The following is a 17,323-nucleotide window of genomic DNA, read 5'->3' on the forward strand; positions in this document are numbered from 1 at the left end:
AGGTCAATATGTCAGAAGTGGTGACAGAAAATCCCATCAAAGCCGCAGCAAAAGCGGCATTTCCTTACAGCATGCCAATGCTTGCCGGCTTTTTATTTTTAGGCATTGCATATGGCATTTACATGAAAGCACTTGGATTCGGTGTTTGGTTCCCTGTTACAATGGCAGCACTCATTTATGCGGGCTCCGTTGAATTTATTGCTGCTGCAGCATTAGTCATGCCTTTTTCGCCTTTAAGTGTCGCATTAGTTACGCTGATGGTAAGTGGGCGTCAGATTTTTTATGCCATTTCCATGTTAGAAAAATATGGTGCTCAAATTGGGAAAAAACGTTGGTATTTAATTAGTACTCTAGTAGATGAAAGTTTTTCCCTGAATTATATGGCGAAGATCCCCGATCATTTAGATAAAGGTTGGTATATGTTCTTTGTCAGTTTTTATTTGCACGTTTATTGGGTCGTCGGTGCGGGATTAGGCAACCTATTTGGTTCAATCATTCCTTTTGATTTAAAAGGGGTAGAGTTTGGGATGACAGCACTTTTCCTCGTAATCTTTGCTGAAAACTGGCTAAAAGAAAAATCTCATGAAAGCTCATTATTAGGTTTAGGCGTAGCTTTTGTATCGCTGTTAATTGTTGGGAAAGAACACTTTTTAGTGCCAACGCTAATCAGTATCTGGATTCTATTAACAGTACGACGTCCTAAACTTTCATCTAAATTGGAGGCACTGAAATGACATTGATGGAACAAATTATCACCATTGTGATTTGTATCGTGTGCGTGCAATTTACTCGATTATTGCCATTCTGGATCTTTCCTGCAAATCGTCCTATTCCGGAATATGTTCGTTATCTAGGTAAAGTATTACCTGCCGCGATGTTTGGAATGTTAGTAGTGTATTGCTATAAAAATGTGGATGTGTTGAGTAGTTATTACGGCTTGCCCGATTTTATTGCGGGAGCTTTGGTATTGGGGTTGCATTTCTGGAAAAAGAATATGTTTCTTTCCATCTCGGCAGGCACAATTTTTTATATGTTTTTAGTGCAAAAAGTCTTTATCTAAGCGAATGTTGAGCGAAATAAAAATTTCTTGATATTGCAATCGGTTGCTTTTATTTCGCCTCTTTCCCTGAATTCCAAAATCTTTTATGATGCCGCTTCAATCATTATTGACGGAGAGATTTATGGAATTTGATTTCATTGAATTACTAGGTTATATGGCAACATTCTTTGTAGCCGCCTCTTTTTTATTCAAATCCATTATTCACTTAAGAATTGTAAATACCATTGGAGCAGTACTCTTTGTGGTTTATGGTTTGATGAAAGGTGCTTATCCTGTAGCAGTTCTAAACGCATTCTTAGTTTTCGTTAATTTATACCAACTTTATCGTTTGAAAAAAGAGCAACCTGCATCAAAAGTGCTTAAATAATTGACCGCACTTTTCTTCTATTTACCCCACATTTGATATAACGCAATCACCAGTGGCATAGTAAACATACAAAGCAGCGTCGTTATCCCATAAATGGCGCTGGCTTTTTGTGGATTGTTGTTATAAATCACCGCCATTTGTGTCACTGTCGAAGCTGAAGGGCTAGTGGTAGCTAAAAAGCTAATCAACACGATAATCTCACCTTTTTCAATCCAATGTACAAAGCCAATGAGCTTTATTAATACCAACAATACAAGCGGAATAACCAACAAGCGCAATAGTGTGACTAAATAAATGCGCTTAGATGAAACAATGCTTTTTAATGGAATTGCGGCAATTAACATACCCGCAACAAGCATGGCATTCGGGCCAATAAACAAACCGATGGAAGAGAGTGTGCCATTGATAATGTTTGGCAACTTAATTTGAAAAGCAAATAAAAATGCGCCGACGAGAATTGACCAAATATTGATATTTTTGGCAATTGTTTTTAACGATAAATTCCCTTTACCTACAATAATCAAGCGGCAATGTGTCCAGAATAGAAAGGTTTGCACCACAATAAAACAGCTGGCGTAAATGACCCATTCTTTGCCAAATAGCGACATCACAATCGGAATAATTAAGTTGCCAGAATTGGAATAAATGGAAGTGGCATGCTCAATAGGATCAAGGTTTAATAGGCGCTTTAATAAACTGCCAATAATAATCAGAATACCCTGAAGAAACACGGCCATAAGTAGTGAAAGCTGCAAACCTTGTAGAATTTCAGGTGTGTAATCAATTTGAAAGGCTTCAATCATCACCGCTGGACTGATGACATAAAGTCCAATAATGGAAAGTGGTTTGCTATCTTCTGATTTTAATAATTTTGATTTAACCAACCCATAGCCAATAAGTACAATGAGTGTCAGTTCAATAATTTTAGTACCGAGTAAAAATGCGATATCCATAGTGAAGTTTGAAGAGAAAAGTTGTTGTTATAAAAGAAGAAAAGGGCAAAATAATTTGCCCTTTAAATTGATTTAGGTTACTCCCACTCGATCGTTGCTGGGGGTTTTCCGCTGATGTCGTACACCACGCGGGAAATGCCGTTTACTTCGTTGATGATACGGTTAGATACTTTACCTAATAAATCATAAGACAAGTGAGCCCAATGTGCGGTCATAAAATCGATGGTTTCTACCGCACGTAGTGAGATAACCCAATCGTATTTACGGCCATCGCCCATAACACCTACAGATTTCACTGGTAAGAATACGCTGAAGGCTTGGCTGGTTTTTTCATACCAACCGCTATTGCGCAATTCTTCGATAAAGATTGCATCTGCACGGCGTAATAAATCGCAGTATTCTTTTTTCACTTCGCCTAATACACGGACGCCTAAACCTGGGCCAGGGAATGGGTGGCGGTTGATCATTTCAGCCGGTAAGCCTAATGCTAAACCGATTTTACGTACTTCATCTTTAAATAATTCACGTAAAGGTTCAACTAAACCAAGTTTCATATAGTCTGGTAAGCCACCTACGTTGTGGTGTGATTTAATCACATGTGCTTTACCGGTTTTGCTTGCTGCAGATTCGATTACGTCAGGGTAAATCGTACCTTGTGCCAACCATTTCACGTTAGTGAGTTTTTTCGATTCATCATCGAATACATCTACGAACACTTTACCGATAATTTTGCGTTTCGCCTCAGGATCAGATACGCCAGCAAGTTCGCTTAAAAAACGGCTTTCAGCATCAACACGGGTAATATTTAAACCGAATTTGTCACCGAACATTTCCATGACTTGATCGCCTTCGTGTAAGCGGAGTAAACCGTTATCCACGAATACGCAGTGTAAGTTTTTGCCGATAGCACGGTGTAAAAGTAATGCAACCACAGAAGAGTCCACACCACCAGATAAACCTAAAATCACTTCATCATCGCCTACTTGCTCTTTAATGCGAGCAACGGCATCTTCGATAATGTTTTCTGCTGTCCATTTGGTTTCGCAACCACAAATGTTCACCACGAAATTCATCAATAATTCCAAACCTTTTTTGGTATGGGTTACTTCAGGGTGGAATTGTACGCCGTAGAAACGACGATTTTCGTCAGACATTGCCGCAATTGGGCAGGTTGGAGTCATACCGGTAACTTGGAAGTTTTCAGGTAAACGCGTTACTTTATCGCCATGGCTCATCCATACATCTAATTTGCTATCGCCATCATTTAAATGAGCGAAAAGTGCGGTCGGATTATCCATTAAAACAGAAGCATAGCCGAATTCACGATGATCAGAGGTCTCAGTTAAACCACCAAGTTGCATCGCCATGGTTTGCATGCCGTAGCAAATACCCAATACAGGCACGCCAGCATTAAATACATATTCAGGTGCACGCGGGCTGTTTTCTTCAGTGGTACTTTCAGGACCACCAGAAAGAATGATACCGTCAGGATTAAATTCACGGATTTGTTCTTCAGTCACATCCCACGCCCAAAGTTCGCAGTACACACCGATTTCACGCACACGACGTGCAATCAGTTGAGTATATTGTGAACCAAAGTCGAGGATCAGGATTTTATGGTTGTGGATGTTTGTCATTTTTTTCTCTAAATTGTATTAATTTTCTTCAGTGGAAAGATATATACTTTGCGGTTATTTCCATTTTTATCTTTCTGAGCTTTCTTAATAATCGGACCTGCTAATGTAACAACCCCCTCATAAATATATGAATTAGGTGCGTCATTTTCGAATAAGTGTAGAGTAACATTATTACTATCTGATTCCGATAAAGTTTTATTTTGAGAGCTTAAGGTTTGATCGCCAGTTAATCCCATCCCAGTTAAATATAAAATATCATTTTCCCAGTAATTGATATATGTCTGTTGTCCATAAGTTTTGGTAACTAAAACAAGAGTTTTTGTTTCTAGAGATCTTCTCATGCCACCTTGAGTTGAACATTTAAAAATATCACATAGTTCTTGGTTAGTTATTTTTTGTTTAACATTAGGGAGATGCATATAAAATACCTTTTGTTTTAACCCATGCGATAGTTTGGCGCTTCTTTAGTGATAGTTACATCGTGAACATGGCTTTCTTTAATACCTGCACCACTGATGCGAACGAATTCTGCTTTCGTACGTAATTCTTCGATGGTTGCGCAGCCAGTTAAGCCCATGCAAGAACGTAAGCCACCCATTTGTTGGTGGATAATTTCTTTTAAGTAACCTTTGTATGGAATACGGCCTTCGATACCTTCTGGTACGAGTTTGTCTGCCGCGTTATCAGATTGGAAATAACGGTCTGATGAGCCTTTCGCCATGGCACCTAATGAGCCCATACCACGGTAAGATTTAAATGCACGACCTTGGTAAAGTTCGATTTCACCTGGTGCTTCTTCAGTACCCGCGAACATAGAACCAACCATTACACAGCTTGCACCTGCCGCGATAGCTTTTGCAATGTCGCCAGAGAAACGGATACCACCGTCCGCGATAACTGGAATACCACGATCTTTTAATGCCGCAGCAGCATCTGCGATAGCGGTGATTTGTGGAACACCTACACCGGTCACGATACGAGTAGTACAAATAGAACCAGGACCAATACCGACTTTCACTGCGCTTGCTCCTGCATTTGCTAATGCGATAGCACCTTCAGCCGTTGCGACGTTACCCGCAACGATAGGTAAGTTTGGATATTTTGCACGCGTTTCACGAACACGTTGTAACACACCTTCAGAGTGACCGTGAGAAGAGTCGATTAACAATACGTCTACGCCGGCTTTCACTAAAGCATCAATACGTTCTTCGTTACCAGGGCCTGCACCTACAGCCGCACCGACACGTAAACGACCGAATTCATCTTTACATGCGTTTGGTTTTTGTTCCGCTTTTTGGAAGTCTTTAACGGTGATCATGCCTTTTAATTTGAATGCATCATCTACTACAAGTACTTTCTCTACGCGGTTTTTGTGCATTAATTCTAAAATTGTTTCACGGCTTGCACCTTCTTTTACGGTGACTAAGTCTTCTTTTTTCGTCATTAATTGTGAAACAGTTTTGCTTAAATCTTTTACGAAACGCGTGTCACGGCCAGTGATGATACCGATTAAGTTATTTTCACCGTCTACAACAGGGTAGCCTGCGAAGCCGTTTTTCTTCACCATTTCAGCAAGTGCTGCAAGGGTCAAATCTGGCGAAACAGTCACAGGTTCAGAAACGATACCACTTTCGAATTTTTTTACTTTGCGAACACGATCCGCTTGGCGTTCGATCGTCATGTTTTTGTGAATAAAGCCGATGCCACCTTCTTGTGCTAAAGAGATTGCTAATTTGGTTTCTGTCACAGTATCCATCGCAGCAGAAAGCATCGGAATATTTAAGCGAATTTCTTTGGTGAGTTGAGTTGAGAGGTTGGCAGTGTTCGGAAGAACAGTTGAATGAGCTGGGACGAGTAGAACGTCGTCAAAAGTCAGAGCTTCTTGTTTGATTCTAAGCATGGCAATATCTCGTTGTTAAAAGTTGTGTCAAAAAATATTGCGCTGGGATTATACAGATTTTTCATGTGGTTGAAAATGAATTTTTTCGCTTTTATGGTAAGATTTGCCAAGGTTTTTATGAGAAGGAATGAATATGCCATCGTTATTGGATTGTTTGTCTGATTGCCAACCTAAAGTGCGGTCAGATTTGATGTCGTTTTTAAATATTACGTCAAATGAATTGGCGCAAGAAATGGCATTATTGAGAGAAGTGGGATTGAATATTCAAGAAGAAAATAATGTTTGTCAGCTTGTGCCAGAAATGTCTTTGTTAAATCCGCAAACAATTTCAACCGCACTTTCACCTTATTCCGTGCATTATCATCGAGCCATTTCTTCAACAAATGAATTTATAACTAATCAAATTAATCACTTAAAAAAAGGCGATTTGTGCCTTGCAGAATATCAAACGGCCGGACGGGGACGTCGTGGTCGCCAATGGCTTTCACCGTTTGCAGGCCAGTTAATTTTCAGTTTTTATTGGACTATCGATCCTAAAAAAGCATTGGATGGATTAAGTTTAGTAATTGGTTTAGCTATTGCAGAAGCGTTAAATGCGAAAGTGAAATGGCCAAATGATATTTTGCTTTCAGGGCGAAAGCTTGGTGGCATTTTAGTGGAAATCATTAATCATAAGAATGGGTTGCTTAATTTGGTGGTTGGTATTGGGATCAATGTAAAATTACCACAATCAACCGAAATTAGTCAGCCGTATGCTCAGCTAACCGAACAGGATCCAAATATAGATCGTGAAAAGATCCTTGTTAAAGTGATTCAACGTATTTATTCTCGATTAGCTCAATTTGAAGAAAAGGGCATTGATGAGGAGTTCATGCAACAATGGATAAACCATAATGAATTTTTTGGCGATAAAGTGAATGTCTTTACTGAACAAGGTGCGATTTCAGGTATAGAGCAGGGGATTGACAACCGCGGTTATTTAAAAGTCATAACCGATGAAGGCGAGCGGTATTTTAATGCAGGAGAGGTTTCTTTAAGAAGGAAGTAAACAAAAAGTGCGGTCAAAATCAGCCGCACTTTTTAGATGTATGCTAAACCACTTTCTGAATAAGCGCTGAAATGTCATCTGCAAATTTTTCATCTCTTGCCATTTTCTCAATTTCCTCAGCAGAATATTTTTCACCGTTATACACGACAACAATACTGAGATCATTAGGTTGCAAGAAATGCGTTTCGCCGAACTCGGTATAACGGGTGGCGCCAATACTAATAATCGCTTGCTCAGGATAGTTTGCTTGCTCTAATAAAGAAGCAATATGATTCATCGGGCCCTCATCGGGTTGATTATTCATTCTATCCACGATCCAATCTAATAATTGTTGGTAGAAATAGCTATAACCGATAGCGGGGCTGTCAATACCATACGTATTGAGCTCGCTATTTCTTTTATGGAAGCAAGCGATACGATATTGATCAATTTCACTTCCCTTAATAAAGGAAGAAAGTGGAATTAGTTTGGTTGAAACACCTTTACTTGCCGATCCCCAGTTTTTCTTTTCACAGATTTTTTTTGCATTAGGACGACGAATAGAGCAGTCATTATAGGCTGCAAAATAGCGCGGAATAATTTTTTCAACTTGCTTTCCTTTATAGATAAGATCACAAATAAGTGCAATTTCAGGCTCAATTTGAAGATTATCCGCACCTTGTGGAAAGTTAATTTGATTGTGACTTAAAGGAAAGGTAGAAAGAAAGCCAGCTTTTTCGCTTGGCACATAAAACGGGAAAATCGCTTTGGGTTGAATGGCATTTTCTGTTTTTACTTGAGTGAAATCAGCCGCCTCGCCGGCTTGCTCTAAATGACCTGCGAAATTTCCTGCCACACCGAAACCAATCATTTGCTCAAAATTCATAAATACCTCGTTAAAACGCTTACTCTTTGGAGGTAATTTACCTTGAATATTGAACAAAGACAATTCACTTTGATGATTAAATCATCAGGCAATCAAAAAATTGAACTTTTTTGTAAAAAAGCACTTGCAAAGAATTCTGAAAGTCCTATAATACGCCCCACACAACGACGCGCTGTTGTGAAGCTTTATGAAACCCAGTGCGTCGTTGTTTTTTGCTCTTTAACAATATATCAGACAATCTGTGTGGGCACTTGTTGATTGACTTGTTTTAAAAATATTTTTTAATTTTGAAGTCTTAATAGGTGCTAACTAGAAATTCATAATACTTTTTTAAGTAGTGACATTTTATGTCAGCAGTATTGAGCGATTGAACTTGAATTGAAGAGTTTGATCATGGCTCAGATTGAACGCTGGCGGCAGGCTTAACACATGCAAGTCGAACGGTAACATAAAGAAGCTTGCTTCTTTGATGACGAGTGGCGGACGGGTGAGTAATGCTTGGGAATCTAGCTTATGGAGGGGGATAACTACGGGAAACTGTAGCTAATACCGCGTAATATCGAAAGATTAAAGTGTGGGACCTTCGGGCCACATGCCATAGGATGAGCCCAAGTGGGATTAGGTAGTTGGTGAGGTAAAGGCTCACCAAGCCGACGATCTCTAGCTGGTCTGAGAGGATGACCAGCCACACTGGGACTGAGACACGGCCCAGACTCCTACGGGAGGCAGCAGTGGGGAATATTGCGCAATGGGGGCAACCCTGACGCAGCCATGCCGCGTGAATGAAGAAGGCCTTCGGGTTGTAAAGTTCTTTCGGTAGCGAGGAAGGCATTTAGTTTAATAGACTAAGTGATTGACGTTAACTACAGAAGAAGCACCGGCTAACTCCGTGCCAGCAGCCGCGGTAATACGGAGGGTGCGAGCGTTAATCGGAATAACTGGGCGTAAAGGGCACGCAGGCGGACTTTTAAGTGAGGTGTGAAAGCCCCGGGCTTAACCTGGGAATTGCATTTCAGACTGGGAGTCTAGAGTACTTTAGGGAGGGGTAGAATTCCACGTGTAGCGGTGAAATGCGTAGAGATGTGGAGGAATACCGAAGGCGAAGGCAGCCCCTTGGGAATGTACTGACGCTCATGTGCGAAAGCGTGGGGAGCAAACAGGATTAGATACCCTGGTAGTCCACGCTGTAAACGATGTCGATTTGGGGGTTGAACTTTAAGTTTGGCGCCCGTAGCTAACGTGATAAATCGACCGCCTGGGGAGTACGGCCGCAAGGTTAAAACTCAAATGAATTGACGGGGGCCCGCACAAGCGGTGGAGCATGTGGTTTAATTCGATGCAACGCGAAGAACCTTACCTACTCTTGACATCCAGAGAACTTTCCAGAGATGGATTGGTGCCTTCGGGAACTCTGAGACAGGTGCTGCATGGCTGTCGTCAGCTCGTGTTGTGAAATGTTGGGTTAAGTCCCGCAACGAGCGCAACCCTTATCCTTTGTTGCCAGCGATTTGGTCGGGAACTCAAAGGAGACTGCCGGTGATAAACCGGAGGAAGGTGGGGATGACGTCAAGTCATCATGGCCCTTACGAGTAGGGCTACACACGTGCTACAATGGCGTATACAGAGGGAAGCGATAGTGCGAGCTGGAGCGAATCTCACAAAGTACGTCTAAGTCCGGATTGGAGTCTGCAACTCGACTCCATGAAGTCGGAATCGCTAGTAATCGCAAATCAGAATGTTGCGGTGAATACGTTCCCGGGCCTTGTACACACCGCCCGTCACACCATGGGAGTGGGTTGTACCAGAAGTAGATAGCTTAACCTTCGGGAGGGCGTTTACCACGGTATGATTCATGACTGGGGTGAAGTCGTAACAAGGTAACCGTAGGGGAACCTGCGGTTGGATCACCTCCTTACCAAAAACGAGAGACAATAAGTGTCCACACAGATTGATTGATATATTGTAGACAATATCGAGCAGAAAGCCGTTATTCCCTTGGGTCTGTAGCTCAGGTGGTTAGAGCGCACCCCTGATAAGGGTGAGGTCGGTGGTTCAAGTCCACTCAGACCCACCACTCAAACTGAGTGAGTGATTGAGGTGAATAAGGTAATAAATAAACGATGACATGGGGATATAGCTCAGCTGGGAGAGCGCCTGCCTTGCACGCAGGAGGTCAGCGGTTCGATCCCGCTTATCTCCACCACTTATCATCGTTAAGTAAATTGAGTTTTTATACTTAATGAGTTTATTTAACGATGATAACTGAAAATGTTATTTCTGTTCTTTAACAACCAGGAAACAAGCTGAAAAACTGAAGAGACTTTCAAGTCCTTTTAAAGGATAAGAAAAAGTCTGAGTAAGAAGAAAATCTTGATTGAACAAAAGCAATCAAGTGTTTAGTTGAAAAACACAACATCAAGAATTTTTGAGGTTGTATAGTTAAGTGACTAAGCGTACAAGGTGGATGCCTTGGCAATCAGAGGCGATGAAGGACGTGCTAATCTGCGAAAAGCTTGGATGAGTCGATAAGAGGCGTTTAATCCAAGATGTCCGAATGGGGAAACCCAGTAGATGAAGAATCTACTATCACTTAGTGAATACATAGGTAAGTGAGGCAAACCGGGAGAACTGAAACATCTAAGTACCCCGAGGAAAAGAAATCAACCGAGATTTCGTTAGTAGCGGCGAGCGAACGCGAAGGAGCCTGTTAGTGATAATGACAGAGACAGAGGAACAAGCTGGGAAGCTTGGCGATACAGGGTGATAGCCCCGTACTCGAAGTCCAGGTCATGGTACTAAGCTAACGATAAGTAGGGCGGGACACGTGATATCCTGTTTGAAGATGGGGGGACCATCCTCCAAGGCTAAATACTCCTGATTGACCGATAGTGAACCAGTACTGTGAAGGAAAGGCGAAAAGAACCCCGGTGAGGGGAGTGAAATAGAACCTGAAACCTTGTACGTACAAGCAGTGGGAGCCCTTTAAGGGTGACTGCGTACCTTTTGTATAATGGGTCAGCGACTTATATTTTGTAGCGAGGTTAACCGAATAGGGGAGCCGAAGGGAAACCGAGTCTTAACTGGGCGTTTAGTTGCAAGGTATAGACCCGAAACCCGGTGATCTAGCCATGGGCAGGTTGAAGGTTGGGTAACACTAACTGGAGGACCGAACCGACTAATGTTGAAAAATTAGCGGATGACTTGTGGCTGGGGGTGAAAGGCCAATCAAACCGGGAGATAGCTGGTTCTCCCCGAAATCTATTTAGGTAGAGCCTTGAGCGGACACCTTCGGGGGTAGAGCACTGTTTCGGCTAGGGGTCCATCCCGGATTACCAACCCGATGCAAACTACGAATACCGAAGAGTGATACTCAGGAGACACACGGCGGGTGCTAACGTCCGTCGTGGAGAGGGAAACAACCCAGACCGCCAGCTAAGGTCCCAAAGTCTATATTAAGTGGGAAACGAAGTGGGAAGGCTTAGACAGCTAGGATGTTGGCTTAGAAGCAGCCATCATTTAAAGAAAGCGTAATAGCTCACTAGTCGAGTCGGCCTGCGCGGAAGATGTAACGGGGCTCAAATATAGCACCGAAGCTGCGGCATCAGACGAAAGTCTGTTGGGTAGGGGAGCGTTCTGTAAGCGGATGAAGGTGAATCGAGAGGTTTGCTGGACGTATCAGAAGTGCGAATGCTGACATAAGTAACGATAAAACGGGTGAAAAACCCGTTCGCCGGAAGACCAAGGGTTCCTGTCCAACGTTAATCGGGGCAGGGTGAGTCGGCCCCTAAGGCGAGGCTGAAAAGCGTAGTCGATGGGAAACGGGTTAATATTCCCGTACTTGGATAAACTGCGATGTGGGGACGGAGCAGGTTAGGTTATCGCACTGTTGGATATGTGCGTTTAAGTTTGTAGGTGGGAAGTTTAGGCAAATCCGGACTTCTATTAAACACTGAGAGATGATGACGAGGCTCTACGGAGCTGAAGTAACCGATACCACACTTCCAGGAAAAGCCACTAAGCTTCAGGTTTATCTAAACCGTACTGAAAACCGACACAGGTGGTCAGGTAGAGAATACTCAGGCGCTTGAGAGAACTCGGGTGAAGGAACTAGGCAAAATAGCACCGTAACTTCGGGAGAAGGTGCGCCGGCGTAGATTGTAGTCCCTTGCGGGCGAAGGTTGAACCGGTCGAAGATACCAGCTGGCTGCAACTGTTTATTAAAAACACAGCACTCTGCAAACACGAAAGTGGACGTATAGGGTGTGATGCCTGCCCGGTGCTGGAAGGTTAATTGATGGTGTAATCGAAAGAGAAGCTCCTGATCGAAGCCCCAGTAAACGGCGGCCGTAACTATAACGGTCCTAAGGTAGCGAAATTCCTTGTCGGGTAAGTTCCGACCTGCACGAATGGCATAATGATGGCCAGGCTGTCTCCACCCGAGACTCAGTGAAATTGAAATCGCCGTGAAGATGCGGTGTACCCGCGGCTAGACGGAAAGACCCCGTGAACCTTTACTATAGCTTGACACTGAACATTGAATTTTGATGTGTAGGATAGGTGGGAGCCTTAGAAGCAGTCACGCCAGTGATTGTGGAGGCGTCCTTGAAATACCACCCTTTAACGTTTGATGTTCTAACGAAGATTACGAAACGTGGTCTCGGACAGTGTCTGGTGGGTAGTTTGACTGGGGCGGTCTCCTCCCAAAGAGTAACGGAGGAGCACGAAGGTTTGCTAATGACGGTCGGACATCGTCAGGTTAGTGCAATGGTATAAGCAAGCTTAACTGCGAGACAGACAAGTCGAGCAGGTACGAAAGTAGGTCATAGTGATCCGGTGGTTCTGAATGGAAGGGCCATCGCTCAACGGATAAAAGGTACTCCGGGGATAACAGGCTGATACCGCCCAAGAGTTCATATCGACGGCGGTGTTTGGCACCTCGATGTCGGCTCATCACATCCTGGGGCTGAAGTAGGTCCCAAGGGTATGGCTGTTCGCCATTTAAAGTGGTACGCGAGCTGGGTTTAGAACGTCGTGAGACAGTTCGGTCCCTATCTGCCGTGGGCGTTGGAGAATTGGTTGGGGCTGCTCCTAGTACGAGAGGACCGGAGTGGACGCACCACTGGTGTTCCGGTTGTGTCGCCAGACGCATTGCCGGGTAGCTAAGTGCGGAAGAGATAAGTGCTGAAAGCATCTAAGCACGAAACTTGCCAAGAGATGAGTTCTCCCAGATTTAAAATCTGTAAGGGTTGTTTAAGACTAAGACGTAGATAGGCATGGTGTGTAAGCGGTGCGAGCCGTTGAGCTAACATGTACTAATTGCCCGAGAGGCTTAACTATACAACGCTCAAGGGTTTTGGGTGTTGAGAAGACGAAACAAACTCAGAGAAGAAAGAGAAGAAAGTTTTGAAGGTTATCAGCTTGTTTGGTTGTGAGCGCTAGAGATAGCGGAACAGAAAGAGAGAAAAGTTATTAAAGGAATAATCCTGGCGGCGATAGAGCGGTGGTCCCACCTGACCCCATACCGAACTCAGAAGTGAAACGCCGATGCGCCGATGGTAGTGTGGGGCTTCCCCATGTGAGAGTAGGACACCGCCAGGTACTGAATGTGAACCCCAAGCTGAAGAGCTTGGGGTTTTTTGTTTATGGATTTTTATTAAAAACTCTATAGAATGATCTCAATTTTTATTTCTCAATATAAACAATGAAAAATTTTAGATATTTTGCACAACGCTATGTTGACTGGGTTATTCGATTAGGTCGAGTTCGCTTCTCTTTACTTGGCATTGCTATTCTTGCGATTTTGGCTCTTTGTATACAAATCTTATTAAGTACATTGTTTAGTGATGGTATTCACTGGAGTGATATTGTTCGCTCGATCACTTTTGGTTTGTTTACTGCTCCTTTTGTTATTTATTTCTTTACGCTACTTGTTGAGCGATTAGAACGTTCCCGTTTGGAGCTCTCTAAAACGCTTGCTCGATTAGAAAAAAACAATCGTGATAAAAGTACCTTACTGGCTACCATTAGCCATGAGTTACGTACCCCATTAAATGGAATCATTGGCTTAAGTCGAATTTTATTAGATGATAAATTAACGGAACAACAACAGAATTATCTGAATACGATTAATCTAAGTGCGGTCAGTTTAGGTCATATTTTTAGTGATATTATTGATTTAGATAAGATTGACTCTAAACGTATTGAATTAAATATCCAGCCTTGTGATTTCCATTCACTACTTAATGATTTCTATAATTTTGGTACCTTAATGGCAGAACAAAAGGGGCTAAAGTTTTCTTTAAACCAGGATGAGAATTTACCTAATTGGCTTTATCTTGACCGTGCTCGCATCAGCCAAATTCTTTGGAATTTAATTGGTAATGCTGTGAAGTTTACTGACAAAGGTGAAGTTATCCTAACAGTACAGAAAATCCAAGATAATCAATATCAATTTAGTGTTGCAGATACGGGAGCAGGTATTGCTTCTTGCGAGCTGGATAAGATTTTTACTATGTATTATCAAGTTAAAGATAATATTCACCGTTCCGCAGGAAGTGGCATCGGTCTTGCGATTTCTAAGAATCTTGCGCAGTTAATGCAAGGGGATTTAACAGTTGAAAGTGAGTTGGATAAAGGTTCTACTTTTTATTTAACGATTATTGCGGATAAAGCCCAAGCTAATGAGATGAATGCTGAAACAGCCATGCAGCACCTTTCTATTTTATTAGTTGAAGATGTTGAATTGAATGTGGTTGTAGCTAAAAGTATTCTTGAAAAGCAGAGGCATTATGTTGATGTTGCTATGAATGGCGAACAGGCGATCCGATTATTTGAGAAAAATACCTATGATATTGTTTTTCTTGATATTAAATTACCAGATATGTCAGGTTTTGATATCGCCCACTATCTACGGAAAAACTACGAAGAAGGGATTTACGATTTTCTCCCGCCTTTAATTGCCTTTACAGCGAACGTGATGCACAGTGAAGAAGAATATCAAGAACAGGGTATGGATGGTGTATTACGCAAGCCACTTTCTTTGGTTGAATTACGTCAGTGCTTTAAAACTTTTTTAGGCGATGATATTGAATGTATCTCTGATGAGGAAGAAACTTCTCACGTTCAAGAAGGCATCAATATTTCACTTATTGAGTTAATCGGAAAATCTCAAGCTAAAGCTAATGTGGCGTTATTTAAACAATGGATGCCGATTTATTTAGATGAATTAGAAACAGCCTATGACGATTATCTTGCAAACTCAGATATGCAACAAACGGTGTCAGATGTCGCACATAAAATTAAAGGTGCAGCTGCGTCGGTAGGGCTTGTTAATGTTCAAAATATCGCAAAACAGGCTCAAGATACCTCATTGCCAAATTGGACATTGGATATTGCTTCATGGATAAAGCAACTCAGTAATGAATGGCCTCAAAATTTAGCTGAATTGGAAGCCTATTTAGAAAAATAATTCATGACCCGTCATTTTCAAATTTTAGTCAGTGAGAATATGCCGTCTAATTTGCCGGCAAATACCTTGATCATTAATGAGTTTTCTAAAATTCAAAATCTTCTTGGACAAGAGTTTGAGACGATCTTGTTTGATGCACGGAAAGGCATCCATTTAGAGGCACTCGCTATTGCGGCTGGCACATTGAAAATGAATGGTTCCTTAATTGTATTGCTATCAAATTGGGAGAAACTTCATTCTCAAATAGATGAAGATAGTCTCCGTTGGTCAGGTTCACTTGAGGCAATTGCTACACCAAGATTTATGACATATTTTAAGTATTGTATCCATAAATATGGTTTTCCCGTCCTTTATCATCAAAATGATTTAAAATTTGACCGCACTTTTCAGCAATTATTTGTCAATTACAACGCAACCTTAGATCAGCAGAAAATCATTGAGCAAATCTTACAAAAAGAATCTGAACTCTACTTTCTTACCGCTAAACGAGGAAGAGGGAAATCAGCTCTAGCAGGCTTATTAGCGAATCAACTGGATACTAAAATTTACCTCACCGCACCGAATAAAAGTGCGGTTAAAATTTTGGCAGAATTTTCACAAAAAGAGATTATCTTTATTGCACCAGATGAGCTTTTCCTTGCTTTGCAAAATGCTCCTTCTTTTTCTGAAAATGCTTGGCTTTTTGTTGATGAGGCGGCAATGCTACCGATTGCTCAACTTAGCGCTTTTTCTCATCATTTTAAGCATATTCTATTTACGACTACCATCCATAGTTATGAGGGAACTGGGCGAGGCTTTGAGCTTAAATTTAAGCAAAAAATTAACCGCACTTTTTCTGACTTTGAGCTTATTGAACCGCTACGTTGGTCTAAAGATGATGGTTTAGAGGCGTTTATTGATGAGCTTTTATTATTGAATGTAGAGGATGATTTTAAACAAACGCCATACGATAAAAGCAAAATATGCCAAATCACTGAACGCTCACAAGAGGAAATACTTTCTTCATTGCCCCAATTCTATGGCTTGATGACATTAGCTCATTATCGTACATCACCATTAGATCTACGGCGATTATTTGATGCCAATTCACAGTGTTTTTTTACCGCTGAAAGTGAGCAAAATTTACTAGGCGCAGTTTGGGCATTAAAAGAAGGCGGGATTGAAGATTCAGCCCTCATTGAAGCAATTCAGCAAGGGACTAGACGCCCTAAAGGTAATCTTGTCCCGCAAGCACTTTGTTTTCATGCTCAACAACAAAAGGCTTATGAATTGCATTCTTTACGTATTTCGAGAATTGCGGTTCAGCCTATGTGGCAGCAACATGGTATTGGTACACAACTTATTGAATATATCACGCAAAATGCCGATGTAGATTATTTATCAGTGAGTTTCGGTTATACCAAAGAACTGGCTCAATTTTGGCAGAAATGTGGTTTTTCTCTTGTTCATTTAGGCGAGCATTTAGAGGCAAGTAGTGGTTGTTATTCAGCTATCGCTCTAAAAGGGCTTTCTACACAAGGCATTGAATTAGAAAAAGAAGCAACACAATCTTTTCAACGGAATATACCTTTGTCTTTCCATCCTCTCGTTCAGGAATTTAATATCACATCAGTAGATTGGGAATTGATTGACGAAGATTGGCTCAGCTTAAAAAATTTTGCTTATTTTCACCGCACTTTAGCTTCCGCTTTGCCGGCAATTCGTCGATTTTTAATGAATTTAGATGAAAAAGATTGCCCTTTAATGAGAGATTATTTCATCACAAAACAGATACCCTATAATAAGAAAAATGGGTTAAAATTATTACGTTCGGAAATTGCACAAAAATTAAAAAAGGAGGCAAAATGAGCGAACAAGAAAAAAAAGGTTGGTTCCGTAAAGCGGTAGATGAATACAATAAATTTTGCAGTGAGCTTGGTTTAGATAAAGGTAGTTGTCGAGGTTGTATGCCACGCATTGAATTTGATGATGATGGTAAGGTAAAAAAAGAGAAACCACTAGAACCACTCAAAAAATAAAAGAAAA

12 protein-coding genes, 2 tRNA genes and 3 rRNA genes are annotated in these 17,323 nt (G+C 41.6%); 12 read left to right on the top strand and 5 right to left on the bottom strand.

Annotated features, from left to right (window positions below; genetic code table 11):
• Positions 1-8 precede the first annotated feature (8 nt).
• From azlC to INQ00_RS06335, 3 genes are all read left to right on the top strand, one after another.
• A complete protein-coding gene (gene azlC / locus INQ00_RS06325) occupies positions 9-734 on the top strand; it encodes an azaleucine resistance protein AzlC (protein ID WP_197546535.1) in 726 nt (241 codons plus the stop codon).
• Positions 731-1,060: a branched-chain amino acid transport AzlD family protein gene (locus INQ00_RS06330; protein WP_197546536.1), complete on the top strand. Its 330-nt coding sequence runs from the start codon at positions 731-733 to the stop codon at positions 1,058-1,060. The genes azlC and INQ00_RS06330 overlap by 4 nt, the downstream gene beginning before the upstream one ends.
• Positions 1,061-1,181: 121 nt before the next feature.
• Positions 1,182-1,427 carry a YgjV family protein gene (locus INQ00_RS06335; protein ID WP_128788022.1) on the top strand — a complete coding sequence of 82 codons (246 nt, stop codon included), beginning with the start codon at positions 1,182-1,184 and terminating at the stop codon, positions 1,425-1,427.
• A 17-nt stretch (positions 1,428-1,444) separates the two neighbouring features.
• Here the strand turns inward: INQ00_RS06335 and INQ00_RS06340 are convergent, their stop codons facing one another.
• The 4 genes from INQ00_RS06340 to guaB form a co-directional block, all read right to left on the bottom strand.
• Positions 1,445-2,380 (bottom strand): AEC family transporter, encoded by a 936-nt coding sequence (locus INQ00_RS06340; RefSeq protein ID WP_197546537.1) that lies wholly within the window; start codon positions 2,378-2,380, stop codon positions 1,445-1,447.
• 77 nt (positions 2,381-2,457) lie between these two features.
• Positions 2,458-4,017 carry a glutamine-hydrolyzing GMP synthase gene (gene guaA, locus INQ00_RS06345; RefSeq protein ID WP_197546538.1) on the bottom strand — a complete coding sequence of 520 codons (1,560 nt, stop codon included), beginning with the start codon at positions 4,015-4,017 and terminating at the stop codon, positions 2,458-2,460.
• An 8-nt stretch (positions 4,018-4,025) separates the two neighbouring features.
• Entirely contained in the window at positions 4,026-4,436 is a 411-nt protein-coding gene (locus INQ00_RS06350; RefSeq protein ID WP_065244391.1) for an SRA domain-containing endonuclease, read from the bottom strand.
• Positions 4,437-4,453: 17 nt separating this feature from the next.
• Complete coding sequence (gene guaB / locus INQ00_RS06355) at positions 4,454-5,917, bottom strand: IMP dehydrogenase (RefSeq protein WP_197546539.1); 1,464 nt, start codon at positions 5,915-5,917, stop codon at positions 4,454-4,456.
• A gap of 133 nt (positions 5,918-6,050) precedes the next feature.
• Between guaB and birA the strand changes: the two genes are divergently transcribed.
• Complete coding sequence (birA, locus tag INQ00_RS06360; protein WP_420026367.1) at positions 6,051-6,965, top strand: bifunctional biotin--[acetyl-CoA-carboxylase] ligase/biotin operon repressor BirA; 915 nt, start codon at positions 6,051-6,053, stop codon at positions 6,963-6,965.
• A 43-nt stretch (positions 6,966-7,008) separates the two neighbouring features.
• On the opposite strand, the gene INQ00_RS06365 is transcribed toward birA, so the two are convergent.
• Entirely contained in the window at positions 7,009-7,830 is an 822-nt protein-coding gene (locus INQ00_RS06365; RefSeq protein WP_197546541.1) for a DUF5718 family protein, read from the bottom strand.
• A 375-nt stretch (positions 7,831-8,205) separates the two neighbouring features.
• Between INQ00_RS06365 and INQ00_RS06370 the strand changes: the two genes are divergently transcribed.
• The 8 genes from INQ00_RS06370 (at position 8,206) to INQ00_RS06405 (ending at position 17,316) form a co-directional block, all read left to right on the top strand.
• A 16S ribosomal RNA gene (locus INQ00_RS06370) occupies positions 8,206-9,745 on the top strand.
• An 82-nt stretch (positions 9,746-9,827) separates the two neighbouring features.
• Positions 9,828-9,904 (top strand) — tRNA-Ile (locus INQ00_RS06375).
• A 53-nt stretch (positions 9,905-9,957) separates the two neighbouring features.
• Positions 9,958-10,033: transfer RNA gene (locus INQ00_RS06380), tRNA-Ala, on the top strand.
• 234 nt (positions 10,034-10,267) lie between these two features.
• A 23S ribosomal RNA gene (locus INQ00_RS06385) occupies positions 10,268-13,167 on the top strand.
• Between the two features lie 145 nt (positions 13,168-13,312).
• Positions 13,313-13,428, top strand: a 5S ribosomal RNA gene (gene rrf / locus INQ00_RS06390).
• The 16S, 23S and 5S rRNA genes sit together here with 2 tRNA genes alongside, the layout of an rRNA operon.
• Before the next feature lie 103 nt (positions 13,429-13,531).
• On the top strand, positions 13,532-15,298 hold the full coding sequence (locus INQ00_RS06395; protein WP_197546542.1) for an ATP-binding protein: 1,767 nt from the start codon (positions 13,532-13,534) through the stop codon (positions 15,296-15,298).
• A 3-nt stretch (positions 15,299-15,301) separates the two neighbouring features.
• Positions 15,302-17,146: a tRNA(Met) cytidine acetyltransferase TmcA gene (locus tag INQ00_RS06400; protein WP_197546543.1), complete on the top strand. Its 1,845-nt coding sequence runs from the start codon at positions 15,302-15,304 to the stop codon at positions 17,144-17,146.
• Complete coding sequence (locus tag INQ00_RS06405) at positions 17,143-17,316, top strand: DUF5363 family protein (RefSeq protein WP_014065161.1); 174 nt, start codon at positions 17,143-17,145, stop codon at positions 17,314-17,316. Before INQ00_RS06400 ends, INQ00_RS06405 begins: the two co-directional genes overlap by 4 nt.
• The last annotated feature ends 7 nt before the right edge of the window (positions 17,317-17,323 follow it).

Source organism: Haemophilus parainfluenzae (assembly GCF_014931275.1).
In the GTDB taxonomy this organism is placed as follows: Bacteria; Pseudomonadota; Gammaproteobacteria; order Enterobacterales; family Pasteurellaceae; genus Haemophilus_D.

Excerpts from the sequence above, each read along its gene's own strand:
- azlC (WP_197546535.1), top strand. The coding sequence starts at position 9 with ATGTCAGAAGTGGTGACAGAAAATCCCATCAAAGCCGCAGCAAAAGCG.
- INQ00_RS06330 (WP_197546536.1), top strand. The coding sequence starts at position 731 with ATGACATTGATGGAACAAATTATCACCATTGTGATTTGTATCGTGTGC.
- INQ00_RS06335 (WP_128788022.1), top strand. The coding sequence starts at position 1,182 with ATGGAATTTGATTTCATTGAATTACTAGGTTATATGGCAACATTCTTT.
- INQ00_RS06340 (WP_197546537.1), bottom strand. The coding sequence starts at position 2,380 with ATGGATATCGCATTTTTACTCGGTACTAAAATTATTGAACTGACACTC.
- guaA (WP_197546538.1), bottom strand. The coding sequence starts at position 4,017 with ATGACAAACATCCACAACCATAAAATCCTGATCCTCGACTTTGGTTCA.
- INQ00_RS06350 (WP_065244391.1), bottom strand. The coding sequence starts at position 4,436 with ATGCATCTCCCTAATGTTAAACAAAAAATAACTAACCAAGAACTATGT.
- guaB (WP_197546539.1), bottom strand. The coding sequence starts at position 5,917 with ATGCTTAGAATCAAACAAGAAGCTCTGACTTTTGACGACGTTCTACTC.
- birA (WP_420026367.1), top strand. The coding sequence starts at position 6,051 with ATGCCATCGTTATTGGATTGTTTGTCTGATTGCCAACCTAAAGTGCGG.
- INQ00_RS06365 (WP_197546541.1), bottom strand. The coding sequence starts at position 7,830 with ATGAATTTTGAGCAAATGATTGGTTTCGGTGTGGCAGGAAATTTCGCA.
- INQ00_RS06395 (WP_197546542.1), top strand. The coding sequence starts at position 13,532 with ATGAAAAATTTTAGATATTTTGCACAACGCTATGTTGACTGGGTTATT.
- INQ00_RS06400 (WP_197546543.1), top strand. The coding sequence starts at position 15,302 with ATGACCCGTCATTTTCAAATTTTAGTCAGTGAGAATATGCCGTCTAAT.
- INQ00_RS06405 (WP_014065161.1), top strand. The coding sequence starts at position 17,143 with ATGAGCGAACAAGAAAAAAAAGGTTGGTTCCGTAAAGCGGTAGATGAA.